At 38.5% G+C, this 12,336-nt stretch carries 11 protein-coding genes; 3 read left to right on the top strand and 8 right to left on the bottom strand.

Annotated elements, in window-relative coordinates; genetic code table 11:
* Positions 1–162: 162 nt before the first annotated feature.
* The 4 genes from frr to rpsB form a co-directional block, all read right to left on the bottom strand.
* Positions 163–720, bottom strand: coding sequence for a ribosome recycling factor (frr, locus tag A5849_RS06910; protein ID WP_002293875.1), 558 nt, complete (start codon positions 718–720; stop codon positions 163–165).
* Between the two features lie 2 nt (positions 721–722).
* A complete protein-coding gene (pyrH, locus tag A5849_RS06905; protein ID WP_002293877.1) occupies positions 723–1,445 on the bottom strand; it encodes a UMP kinase in 723 nt (240 codons plus the stop codon).
* 135 nt (positions 1,446–1,580) lie between these two features.
* Positions 1,581–2,462: a translation elongation factor Ts gene (gene tsf, locus A5849_RS06900; RefSeq protein WP_002293878.1), complete on the bottom strand. Its 882-nt coding sequence runs from the start codon at positions 2,460–2,462 to the stop codon at positions 1,581–1,583.
* Between the two features lie 97 nt (positions 2,463–2,559).
* Complete coding sequence (gene rpsB, locus A5849_RS06895) at positions 2,560–3,342, bottom strand: 30S ribosomal protein S2 (RefSeq protein ID WP_002293880.1); 783 nt, start codon at positions 3,340–3,342, stop codon at positions 2,560–2,562.
* 358 nt (positions 3,343–3,700) lie between these two features.
* On the opposite strand from rpsB, the gene A5849_RS06890 reads away from it, so the two are divergent.
* From A5849_RS06890 to phnX, 3 genes are all read left to right on the top strand, one after another.
* Positions 3,701–4,180 (top strand): arginine repressor, encoded by a 480-nt coding sequence (locus A5849_RS06890; protein WP_002316352.1) that lies wholly within the window; start codon positions 3,701–3,703, stop codon positions 4,178–4,180.
* A gap of 219 nt (positions 4,181–4,399) precedes the next feature.
* Entirely contained in the window at positions 4,400–5,491 is a 1,092-nt protein-coding gene (phnW, locus tag A5849_RS06885; RefSeq protein ID WP_002334780.1) for a 2-aminoethylphosphonate--pyruvate transaminase, read from the top strand.
* The gene (gene phnX, locus A5849_RS06880) at positions 5,484–6,269 is read left to right on the top strand and encodes a phosphonoacetaldehyde hydrolase (protein WP_002308893.1); all 786 of its coding nucleotides are present in this window, start codon (positions 5,484–5,486) and stop codon (positions 6,267–6,269) included. Before phnW ends, phnX begins: the two co-directional genes overlap by 8 nt.
* A gap of 179 nt (positions 6,270–6,448) precedes the next feature.
* On the opposite strand, the gene argS is transcribed toward phnX, so the two are convergent.
* The 4 genes from argS to arcA form a co-directional block, all read right to left on the bottom strand.
* The gene (argS, locus tag A5849_RS06875; RefSeq protein ID WP_002308891.1) at positions 6,449–8,140 is read right to left on the bottom strand and encodes an arginine--tRNA ligase; all 1,692 of its coding nucleotides are present in this window, start codon (positions 8,138–8,140) and stop codon (positions 6,449–6,451) included.
* Between the two features lie 422 nt (positions 8,141–8,562).
* Entirely contained in the window at positions 8,563–9,510 is a 948-nt protein-coding gene (gene arcC / locus A5849_RS06870) for a carbamate kinase (protein WP_002313642.1), read from the bottom strand.
* Positions 9,511–9,624: 114 nt separating this feature from the next.
* Complete coding sequence (gene argF / locus A5849_RS06865) at positions 9,625–10,644, bottom strand: ornithine carbamoyltransferase (protein ID WP_002288437.1); 1,020 nt, start codon at positions 10,642–10,644, stop codon at positions 9,625–9,627.
* A 90-nt stretch (positions 10,645–10,734) separates the two neighbouring features.
* Complete coding sequence (gene arcA, locus A5849_RS06860) at positions 10,735–11,964, bottom strand: arginine deiminase (RefSeq protein ID WP_002308888.1); 1,230 nt, start codon at positions 11,962–11,964, stop codon at positions 10,735–10,737.
* Between the last annotated feature and the right edge of the window lie 372 nt (positions 11,965–12,336).

Genomic DNA, 12,336 nt, shown 5'->3' with positions numbered 1-12,336 from the left:
CCCACCTGTCTCTTATACACATCTAGATGTGTATAAGAGACAGATCATTGTTTTTTTATTTAAAAACTGAATAATTTTTTCTTTTTTTAATCTTTAAATAAAAGAAACATAAATAAAAACAGAGGAAGCTGAATGATCCGCCCCTCTGTTTTTATGGTTTTATTAAACTTCCAATAATTCTTTTTCTTTATCAGCAGCGATCTTATCTACTTCTTTAATGCTGTTATCTGTCAATGTTTGTACGTCTTTTTCTAGTCCACGCAAATCATCTTCGGTAATGTCACCATTTTTTTGTTGTTTTTTATATTCATCGATTGCATCACGACGGATGTTACGAATCGCGATTTTTGCATTTTCTGCTTCTTTTTTCACATCTTTAGCTAATTCTTTTCTGCGTTCTTCTGTCAGTTGTGGGATAACCAAACGAATAACATTTCCATCATTGGTAGGACTGATTCCGATATCACTTGCCATAATAGCTTTTTCAACATCTTGAAGAATGCTCTTGTCAAAAGGCGTGATCATTAAAACACGTGCTTCTGGGATTTGGATTGACGCCATTTGGTTCAATGGAGTTGGTGCACCGTAATAATTCACAGTGATTCGATCCAAAAGGCTAGCATTCGCGCGGCCTGCGCGGATTTGCCCAAGTTCACGTTGAAGATTTTGTGCTGCTTTTTTCATTTTTTCTTTTGCTTCTGTCATAATTGCATCTGCCATTTTTATTTCCCCCTTACAGTCGTTCCGATATTTTCACCTAAGATTGCTCGGCGAATATTTCCGTGTTCATTTAAATTGAAGACAAGCAATGGAATGTCATTATCCATGCTTAGTGAACTTGCAGTTGAATCCATGACTTGTAATCCTTTAGCAATCACTTCCAGATGAGTCAGTTCTTCAAATTTCACTGCATTTGCATCTACTTTCGGATCAGCAGAATAAACACCGTCTACATTGTTTTTAGCCATCAGGATAACATCTGCGCCGATTTCTGCTGCGCGTAATGCTGCCGTTGTATCTGTCGAGAAGTACGGGTTGCCGGTACCGCCCGCAAAAATAACAATCCGTCCTTTTTCTAAATGACGTTCTGCTTTACGGCGAATGTATGGCTCTGCGATTTGACGCATTTCAATCGAAGTTTGCACGCGTGTCGGTACACCCACGTTTTCCAACGTATCCTGTAAAGCTAAGGCATTCATAACTGTAGCTAACATACCCATGTAATCAGCTTGAGCGCGTTCCATGCCCATTTGTGCTCCGATTTGTCCGCGCCAGATATTTCCGCCACCCACAACGATTGCCATTTCAACGCCCAGTTCGTGAACTTCTTTGATTTCTTGGATGATTTCTTTGATTACTGGTGGTTTGATTCCAAATCCTGCATCCCCAGCTAAAGCTTCTCCACTCAATTTTAAGACTACACGCTGATATTTCGGTGTGACCATGTTCATTCCTCCAATATTTTCTATTGCCATTTTACCATACTTAGATGATTTCGACACGCTAAGCCTGGTTTTTCTTGTTTTGCTTAAAAAAAGGGAGCGCACAAAGCGTGCGTTCCCGTCTGTCATTCAACAGAATTATTTTTTCACTTGGCTCATAACTTCTTCTACAAAGTTATCTTCGCGTTTTTCGATACCTTCGCCAACTTCGAAACGTACGAATGTTTTAACAGTTGCGCCTTTTGAAGCAACGTATTTTTCAACAGTCATATCAGGATCTTTAACGAATGGTTGGTCAACCAAAGCGATTTCTGCTTTGAATTTCTTCAAGCGTCCTTCTACCATTTTTTCAACGATATTCGCTGGTTTGCCTTCATTCAATGCTTGTTCTGTAAGAACAGTTTTTTCATGTTCTAATTCAGCTTCTGGAATTTGTGATTCGTTTACATAGCGAGGATTGATAGCTGCTACGTGCATAGCTACATCTCTTGCAACTGTTTCATCTGTTGTTCCGTCTAGAACAGTCAATACAGCAATACGTCCGCCCATATGCAAGTATCCGCCAAATGCAGCATTGTCGTCTTTTTCTACAACTTCAAAGCGACGGAAGCTGATTTTTTCTCCGATAACTTGAGTTGCTTCGATCAAATCAGATTCAATCGTTCCTTTATCTGTTTTGATTTTCATTGCAGCTTCCATGTCTGCTGGTTTGTTTTCAGCAACAAGTTCTGCGATTTCTTTTACTAAGTCTTGGAACATTTCATTTTTAGATACAAAGTCTGTTTCTGAGTTTACTTCAACGATTGCTGCAGTGTTACCTTTCACAGCAACTGAAGCTAATCCTTCAGCGGCAATGCGGTCATTTTTCTTTGCAGCCTTTGCCATTCCTTTTTCACGTAAAAGATCAACTGCTTTTTCCATATCGCCTTCTACTTCAACTAATGCTTTTTTCGCATCCATCATTCCTACGCCAGTCATTTCGCGTAGTTCTTTTACCATTTTAGCTGTAACGTCTGCCATGTTTAACTCCTCCTGTGTGTGTTCTTTTTAAAAAAAGCTGTTTCAAAGGAGAGTGAGGCTTGTCGCCCAGCCTTTGAAACAGCTCCATCATTCAAAATTATTCTGCTGAAGAATTGTCGCCTTCAACAACATCTACGATTTCTTCGATTGATGTTGCTGTGTTTTCTTCTGTGAAATCTTCTTCAACTACTTGATCTTCACCTTGGTTTCCTTCGATGAAAGCATCAGCCATTTTTGAAGTAATCAATTTAACGGCACGAATGGCATCGTCGTTTGAAGGGATTACTACGTCGATTTCATCTGGATCGCAGTTTGTATCAACCATAGCTACGATTGGGATATTTAATTTGTGTGCTTCTTGAACAGCAATACGTTCTTTACGTGGGTCAACGATGTACATTACATCTGGGATTCTTGGCATATCAGCGATACCGCCTAAGAATTTTTCAAGACGTTCGCGTTCTTTGTTCAAACCAGCAACTTCTTTTTTAGGTAGAACTTCAAAAGTTCCATCTTCTTCCATTGCATTGATTTGTTTCAAACGGCTGATACGTTTTTGGATAGTATCCCAGTTTGTCAATGTTCCGCCTAACCAACGATGGTTAACGAAGTATTGTCCTGCACGAGTTGCTTCTTCTTTGATTGCTTCTTGTGCTTGTTTTTTTGTACCTACGAATAATGCTACGCCGCCTTCTTCAGCAACGCTCTTCATGTAATCATAAGCTGCATCTACTAATTTAACTGTTTTTTGTAAGTCAATGATGTAGATTCCGTTTCTTTCTGTGAAGATATATTTCTTCATTTTTGGGTTCCAGCGACGAGTTTGGTGACCAAAGTGTACGCCGGCTTCTAGTAATTGTTTCATAGAAATTACTGCCATGTTTGTTTCCTCCGATTTGGTTTTATTTTCCCTCTTCTTATCTTCTACCTTGCCGGCAAACTTTTTCAAGCACCTACCGACAATCCAATAAGAATGTGGATTTGCTGATGCATAAAGCACCCTCAGCTATTATACAGACAAAAGATCCATATCGCAAGAGCAAATGTACTTTTCTGCTCAACATTCAATAGTTTACCTGAAAGACAAAAAGAATTCAAGAAAAACAGTAGATTTCTCTTTGTTTCTTTATTCTCTTTTTTCCATAAAATAATTTTAGATATAAAAGACGAATATTATTGGGCAATCCTTCTTTTTTTTGTTATGATACATGTGAAATCTTTCGTAAAGGAGAAAGAAAATGCGCAAAGCTCAAAGACATTTGCTGATTAAACAAGTCATTGAAGAATTCCCGATCCGTACGCAAGAAGAACTATTAAACAAACTTGGGCATTATGGCGTTACCGCAACGCAAGCAACGATTTCTCGAGATATACGTGATCTGAAAATCGTGAAGGCACCTGATGAAAACGGTATTTCCCGCTTTGTGTTGTTTCGCGAAAAAGGTACTCCTGATACTAAGACTGAAGAAGAGGATCGGCTGATTCAAATGATTGAAGACATTGTGTTGAAAGTCGAACGAGTCCACTTTTTGACAATCGTTAATACCTTGCCAGACAATGCTCATTTATTTGCATCTGTTTTAGATGAGATCAAGCCTCCTCCTATCGTCAGTACGATTGCTGGATTTGATACGATCATGATTATCTCAGAAAATGAGGAGGATGCAAAACGAGTAGAAGAATTTCTTCACCATCCGACTGAAGTATCACTTTTTTAATCAGAGCACGTGTTCCTAATAAGGAATGCGTGTTTTTTTATTTTCAATATTTTCCTTGTTAAATAAACCTTTACACTCTTTACAAAAATACATCAGTTTTTATTTAAAATTTTCATAACTTTGATTAAATCACAATACTCATCATTTATATTGGATGTTAGCAAGAGCAGAGTCTTGCTCTTTGTGTATGTCAATAAAAAAGAAATGAAAGGAAATCGCATGTATAAATTATTAACGCCTGGACCATTAACGACTTCTGAAACAGTGAAAAAAGCGATGCTGACCGATCATTGTACCTGGGATCAAGAATACAAAGAGATGACACAATGGATAAGAAAAAAATTGCTGGAGCTTGCTCAAGTACCGGAAGAACTATACACAACGGTCTTGATGCAAGGCAGCGGCTCCTTTGGGGTAGAATCTGTTTTAAGTACTGTGATTAGACCAGAAGATACTTTGCTGATTTGTTCAAATGGCGCATACGGTCAACGAATGGTTGCCATGTGCAAATATCTGCAACTAAACTATGCAGTTTATGAAGTACCTGAACACCAAATCCCCCAAGCACATATGATTACACAGTTGATTGAAGAGAATCCGTTTATCTCCGCACTTGCAATGGTCCATAGCGAGACTACTTCCGGTATTTTAAATGATTTGGAAGAAATTGCTACTGTCGTACAGGAAAGAAATCTTTTGTTTATAGTAGATGCGATGTCTAGCTTTGGTGGGATACCGATTCATGTAGCGGAACTAGGGATCGATTTTTTGATTTCTAGCTCAAATAAATGTATTCAAGGTGTTCCAGGTTTTTCTTTTGTACTTGCTAATAAAGTGGAACTAGAAAAGCGAAAAAATGTGAGTCGAAGTTTGTCACTTGATCTGTATGACCAGTATCGCGTGATGGAAAACGAGAATGGCAAATGGCGTTTCACTTCCCCTACTCATACGGTTTTGGCTTTTCAACAGGCATTGAAGGAACTAGAGCTAGAAGGAGGGATCGAAACTCGATATTCACGTTATCTCGCCAATAATCATGTGCTACGACAAAAAATGACAGAGATGGGATTCCAGCCTTTCATCCAAGAGTATCAGGGGCCATTCATTACCTCTTTTCTTTACCCTAAAGACTGGCGATTTGATTTCAATCATTTCTATCAGCATTTAAAACAAAACGGATTTGTGATCTATCCTGGGAAGATCAGCGATCATGAATGTTTTCGTATCGGTAATATTGGCGAGATTTATCCAGAAGACATTTTAGAACTGACAGCAATTATCAAAGACTATAAGGAGAACATTAATGATTAAAACTGTAATTTTTGATTGGGCAGGAACAACTGTGGACTTTGGCTGTATGGCTCCTGTCCACGCTTTTAGAAATGCTTTTCTAGAAAAAGGGATCCAACTGACTGACAAAGAGATCCGCGAACCGATGGGAAAATTAAAATGGGATCATATCCAACAGCTTCTTTCCCTCCCTTCTGTCAAAGAACAATGGATAGCGATTCATGGACAACTACCTCAGGAAAAAGAGGTGGAGGAATTGTATCAGCAATTTGAACATTATCTGTTTAAAGATTTGGCCCAGCATTCTACCTTGAAACCCGACACATTGGAAACGGTCGAGCAGTTGAGAAGCGCTGGGATCAATATTGGTTCCACGACTGGATTTACTGCTCCTATGATGGCAATCGTAGCAGAAACCGCAAAAAAAGGAGGGTATTCACCAGACTTCATGGCAACTTCTGAAGACGTCGAAGGATATGGACGACCATTTCCTTATATGATTCATAAAAACATACAACATTTCAAAAACAAGTCGGTTGATGAAGTAATCAAAGTTGGAGATACGGTCTCAGATATCCAAGAAGGAAAAAATGCTGGGGTGTTTACAGTTGGTGTGATTGAAGGTAGTTCGCTGATGGGACTTTCATATGATGCATACCAACAAATAGAGATGGAGGAAAAAGATCGCTTAAAACAGTCTGTTGCTCTTAGATTCCAACAAGCTGGTGCTGATCTTTGCGTAAATAACTTAAAGGAGTTAACAGAGTACATTTTGTGCGCTGACAAGAATCCAGAATGACTTTTATTCGCAATAAGGGCTGTGACAAAAATATTGTCACAGCCCTTATTGCGAATAAACGGTGTTCTCCTGCCAACTCCTCGGTCACAAGTCACAATATCCAACAAACACGAGAAGCTGTTTTTTGAAATTGTTCCTTGTGACTCGGAGCTGATCACTGATTTCACATTCTTTTTTTCTTACATCTTATCTGGTGCATGAAGTCCTAGCAAACGAAGATCTTCTTTCAATAATACAGTCACTGCATACACTAAAGCTAAGCGTGCTTCTTTTTGTTCATCGTCAGCTAAAATTTTCGTATGAGCATAGTATTTGTTGAATGCCTGTGCTAATTTGATTGCATGTTTCGCAATCACTGAAGGTTCATATTTTTCCCCAGCGGATAAGACTGTTTCAGGATATTTTTGAACCAATTTGACTACTTCCCAGCTGATATCGTCATTCAACGCATAGTCTGCTGTTTCTGAAGGGACGAATCCTGCTTTTTCCAACAGACTGACTGCACGAGCATGTGTATATTGCACATAAGGTCCAGTTTCTCCTTCAAAACGAACCACTTCTTCCAAGTTGAAGTCAAATGTATTGAGACGATCGTTTTTCAAATCATGGAAGATGACTGCTCCAACCCCTACTTGTTTAGCTACAACATCTTTGTTTTCTAAATCAGGGTTTTTCTCGCTGATCTGTTCTTTAGCAGATTGGATTGCTTCATTCAATACTTCTTCTAGTAAGACGATTTTTCCTTTACGAGTTGATAATTTTTTACCACCTTGTGTGATCAAACCAAATGGGATATGGTGCATATCGTCAGACCAGTCAAAGCCCATTTCTTTCAAGACAGCTTTCAATTGTTTGAAATGATAACTTTGTTCATTCCCTACTACATATAGAGATTGCTTGAAGTCATAGGTACGTTTACGATACAATGCGGCAGCTAAGTCACGTGTGATGTATAGTGTCGCGCCATCTGATTTCTTGATTAATGCTGGATTCAAGTCGTAAGCAGAAAGGTCAACGATCTCCGCACCTTTATCTTCGTTCAGCAAATGTTTTTCTTCTAAAAGTTCGACGATTTCATCCATTTTGTCATTATAGAAAGCTTCACCGTTCAATGAATCAAACTGTACTTCTAGTAGATCATAGATTTTGTTGAATTCTTTCATCGATTCATCACGGAACCATTGCCACAATTGGATAGCTTCTTCATCGCCTTCTTCTAGACGTTTGAACCAAGCACGAGCTTCTTCATTTAATTCTGGTTCTGTTTCAGCTACTTCATGGAATTGGACATACAAACGAAGCAGTTCATTGATTGGCTCTGCTTTGACCGCTTCTTCTGAACCCCATTTTTTGTAAGCAACAATCAGTTTTCCGAATTGCGTGCCCCAGTCACCTAAATGATTGATGCGGATTGGCTGGTATCCGATTTTTTCCATAATGAAGCCAATCGAATTACCGATAACTGTCGAACGTAAATGTCCCATTGAGATTGGTTTTGCAATATTTGGAGAAGACATATCGATCGGTACGGTCCCTTGATTCCCAATATTGCTATCCCCATAATGTTCTTTTTCTTTCACTACTGTTTGCAAAACTTTTTTGCTGATAAGTTCTTTATTCATGAAAAAGTTCAAGTAAGGTCCAACCACTTCGATTTTTTCAAAGTTGGCAGAGTCGATTTTTTCTGCTAAATCTGCAGCGATTTGCTGTGGCGCTTTTCGGTAAACTTTTGCTAATGAAAAGGCTGGAAATGCCACATCCCCGTGTTCGGCTGATTTTGGATTTTCTAGTAATTGTTCGACTTGTTCAAGTGTCAAATCGTCTTTGACAACGTCATAGACAGCTTTTGCGACAAGATCTTTATTATTCATCTTTATTCCTCCTAAAATACTCTCTTATTTGTTCAACAAAAAAAATCTCTAATGACGACATACTTAGTATGCCATCATTAGAGACGAGATTTCCCGCGGTACCACTCCAATTGTCCTAAAAAAGGACCAGCTCCATCTGATATCGGTAGACGACCGTCTGTTTAAAACAGAATTCTCCAAGTGCGCTTCGTTGTATCTCCTTCATTCGGCTTCCACCACTTCCGAATTCGCTAGCTAAGAATGATACAAGTACTCTCTTGTTCAACAAATCTTAATCTTATTAAACTTTCTTGAATTATATCAGAAAAAAAAACGAAAGGCTAGTCGTTTCTAATAAAAAAAACAATCCAGATGGCCTAAAGGAGAAGAAATACCACCTGGATAGTTATAAATCATTTCGTAAATACGAAAGACTTAACAAATTAATCAGCTACGATAATCGTTCCTTCTTCAGAAGCTAAAAGATTTTCGATATTTTCTAAAGAAGTGATGATTGCCTTAGCGTTCGGTTTTGCTTCAACAAATGCAATAGCTGCTTCTACTTTCGGAAGCATGCTTCCTGGAGCGAACTGTTTTTCATCAATGTATTGTTTCATTTCTGAAACAGTAACAGTTTCTAGTTTCTTTTGATCCGGTTTTTGGTAATTGACATACACATTGTCTACACCTGTCAAAACGATCAGCAAATCCGCATCGATGATTTCGGCTAATTTTTCTGAAGCAAAATCTTTATCGATCACGGCTTCTCGCCCTTCTAATCCAGTAGCTGTTTCTACAACAGGAATCCCGCCACCGCCGACAGACACCGTGATAACTCCTTGTTCGACTAGCGTTTCGATGACACGTGCTTCTTTGATCGAGATTGGTTTAGGGGAAGCGACTACTTTTCTCCATCCACGTCCAGCGTCTTCTTTGAATGTCACAGTAGAATCAGCATTCATTTGTTCTTTCGCTTCTTCTTCCGTGTAGAATGGGCCGACTGGTTTACTTGGATTTTTGAAGGAAGGATCGTTTTCATCCACAATGACTTGAGTGACTAAAGAAACTACATCTTTATCGATTCCTTTTTCCTTCAGTACTTCACCCATCGCGTTTTGGAGCCAGTAGCCGATTGACCCTTCTGTCATTGCGACACATGTATCTAAAGGCATTGCTGGTGTTTTCTCAGAATCAGCAGCTTGCTGCTGAATCAATAGGTTGCCGACTTGCGGACCATTTCCGTGAGAGATGATTAGTTCATCTCCTTGCTCGATAAATTTCACTAAATACTTTGCTGTTTCCATTAACGCTTCTTGTTGGGCTTTTGCACTTGCATCCGTAGACAAGATGGCATTGCCTCCTAAAGCGACAACTACTTTTCGTTTGGCCATTTCATTCGTCCTTTCTTCAGTTCTTCTGAATTTTCTAGATAACAAAACGAGCCAGCGTCTTGTGATTTTCCCTCAATGCTGACTCGTTTTTTCGTGAGATGAATGTGGTTATGCTTAAACGCGAGGGATAAACAAGTTACCTAATGTTGCCGCCATGATTGCTTTGATTGAATGCATACGATTTTCTGCTTGGTCAAATTGACGAGCATATTTGCTGCGGAAGACTTCGTCTGTTACTTCCATTTCAGTGATGCCAAAGCGTTCTTTCATTTGTTCACCGTAAACAGTGTTTGTATCATGGAAAGCTGGTAAGCAGTGCAAGAAGATCAAACGATCTGTATTGTGTGTTTTTTCTACCATTTCCATATTGATTTGGTAAGGTTTCAACAATTTGATCCGTTCTTCAAATTTATCTTCTTCACCCATTGATACCCATACATCAGAATAAAGAACGTCTGCTCCGTCTACACCTTTATCAACATCGTCGGTAATCATCAATTGTGCCCCTGATTTTTCAGCAAAACCTTCTGCCATTTTGACGATTTCTTCTTCAGGTTGTAATTCTTTTGGTGCAACGATACGCATGTTTGCTCCCAAAATTGCACCTGTTACTAATAAAGAGTTAGCCATATTGTTTCGACCATCCCCACAGTATGCAACAGTGATGCCTTCTACAGTTCCAAAGTTTTCTTGGATAGTTAAAAAGTCAGCGATCATTTGCGTTGGATGCCATTCGTCAGTCAATCCATTCCAAACTGGAACACCAGAGAATTCTGCTAGTTCCTCTACCATTTTTTGACTGAATCCACGGAATTCGATTCCGTCAAACATACGACCTAACACTTTAGCTGTATCTTCTGTTGATTCTTTTTTACCTAATTGGATGTCATTCGCACCTAGGTATTCAGGATGTGCACCTAGATCGATTGCTGCAGTGGTAAATGCAGAACGAGTACGTGTAGATGTTTTTTCAAATAAAAGTGCGATATTTTTTCCTTCTAGATAGTGATGTGGGATCCCACGCTTTTTCAAGTCTTTCAAGTGTTCTGAAAAATCGATCAAATATTGTAACTCTTCTTTTGTAAAATCTTTTTCTGCTAATAAACTTCTTCCTTGGAATACTGATTCTTTCATATTAAACATTCTCCTTTAGATTGTTTTTATTTAAGATTAAAGAGGAAATCCTGACGACAGCTGACAGTAAGACTGTCGTCAGGTTATAAACTACTTCAAGTCTTCACGGACAAGTGGTTGACTCATGCAACGTGGACCGCCACGACCTCGTGACAATTCACTTGAATTGATTTCCAACACTTTGATACCATAGCTACGAAGCAATTCGTTCGATACGTAATTCCGATTGTAAGTGACTACGACACCTGGAGCGATTGCCAATGTATTGGATCCGTCATTCCATTGTTCTCTAGGGGCAACGATCTCATCCCCATTACCAGTTGGAATCAATACAAGATCATCTAATCCAAGAGCAGCTTTCATCGTTTCGTGTAAGTTATCTGAATGAGTGATCTTGATATCATCACCATCTGGTTCGATCGTAAAGACATCCATCTTACCGTCTTTACTTTGGATTGCTGGATGGATAGTGAATTTGTCATGGTCTACCATTGTGAATACGGTGTCCAAATGCATCATTGCACGGTTGTTCGGGATTTTGATTGCTAATACTTTTTCAAATCCTGAATTTTTTGCGAATAGATGGCGTGCTAATTTTTCTAAAGCTTTTGCATTTGTTCGTTGAGAAATCCCAACTGCTACTACTTTATCGCTTAAGATTAATTCATCTCCACCTTCGATATGATCTGGATTTTCACGATCCAACCATACTTCGATCCCTTTATTGGCAAATCTTGGATGATGTTTCAAAATATATTCTGTAAACATCGATTCACGACGACGTGCTTCAAAAGTCATCTTATTGACGGTCATCCCATTTCCCATTGATGCGGAAGGATCGCGTGTAAAGTACAAGTTTGGCATTGGGTCCATGTAAAATGGGTAGTCGTCGTCTGCTGAAAGATCATATAGGCTGCTAGAACGTACTTCGATATCTTTTGTACGAACCCCAGCCATGATTTTATCTACCATTTCTTGTGTTTCCATTGATAGAAGGAACTCATGAAGACCATCTCTTACTGCATTCGATGCGATATGAGATTCATCCAACATTTTATTCAAGAATTGTTCTTTGACGTTGCCTGCGTCAATCGCTTCTGCTGCTAATTTTTCCAAGTAAAGAGTTTCAACGCCTTCGTTTTGCAAGGTCTTTGCAAAGTTGTCATGTTCTTCTTGAGCAATCGGAAGATATGGAATATCATCAAACAACAGACGATCCATAATATCTGGTGTCAAATTTTCCACTTCTTGTCCAGGCCGTTTCAGTAAAACTGTCTTTAATTTCCCTATTTCAGAGAAAACGTGAATAGGTTTATCCATGTTGTGTTGCCTCCTTCTTTTTGATTACATGTATAGGATAGCCTCCTTTTGTAATCACTTTCATAATTTTGTCTCATTCAAAATGAGACATCCCTCACATTAATATTCGATAATTAAATAATTAAACGTTTTTCTAATTTTAAGCGTAATTTATTCATTTTTTATTCTGTATACACTTCCAAAAAAATATTTATTCATCTAAAAAATTTTTTTTGAATAAATCATAAAAATAAACTATACTAACATTGTTAGCGTTTGCTATATGTATTATTATTGTTTTTTATACACAAATACTTATCTTCAAAATAAATTATTCAATGCGAATGTATATTTTTTACATAATAACAAATCAAATTTGTAAAGTATTAAAAC

The sequence above is a fragment of the Enterococcus sp. 10F3_DIV0382 genome (assembly GCF_002140245.1).
Classification (GTDB): domain Bacteria; phylum Bacillota; class Bacilli; order Lactobacillales; family Enterococcaceae; genus Enterococcus_B; species Enterococcus_B lactis.
The sequence above is the reverse complement of the archived record's forward strand: the minus strand, read 5'-3'. Positions and strand labels throughout refer to the sequence as shown.